Origin of the sequence: Leifsonia sp. SIMBA_070, assembly GCF_046534635.1 — a bacterium.
In the GTDB taxonomy this organism is placed as follows: Bacteria; Actinomycetota; Actinomycetes; order Actinomycetales; family Microbacteriaceae; genus Leifsonia.
The window spans coordinates 1-264 of sequence record NZ_JAWRYK010000402.1 but is presented as its reverse complement, the minus strand read 5'-3'; the positions used below and the strand labels follow the sequence as shown (position 1 = coordinate 264).

Sequence of the window (264 nt, the reverse complement as noted above, 5' to 3'; positions counted from 1 at the left end):
ACGTGATGCTCGCGCGTCGCAAGATGGCCGTGGGTGAACTCGCGGAGCGCATTGGCATCACCCCGGCCAATCTTGCCGTGCTCAAGAACGGCCGCGGGAAAGCCGTGCGTTTCGCCACCCTCGAGGCACTCTGCCGCGAACTCGATTGTCAGCCTGCGGAGCTGTTGCGCTACGAGCCCAGCGATCCATCACTTTCGCCACGCGTCGTCATATCTCCGACGAATCATTCCTCGATGACGGATGAACCGTCGGAGACATGCTGAG

1 protein-coding gene is annotated in these 264 nt (G+C 61.7%); it reads left to right on the top strand.

Annotated elements, in window-relative coordinates:
* Positions 1-2 precede the first annotated feature (2 nt).
* Positions 3-263 (top strand): helix-turn-helix domain-containing protein, encoded by a 261-nt coding sequence (locus SB754_RS20840; RefSeq protein ID WP_410784258.1) that lies wholly within the window; start codon positions 3-5, stop codon positions 261-263.
* Position 264: the final 1 nt, after the last annotated feature.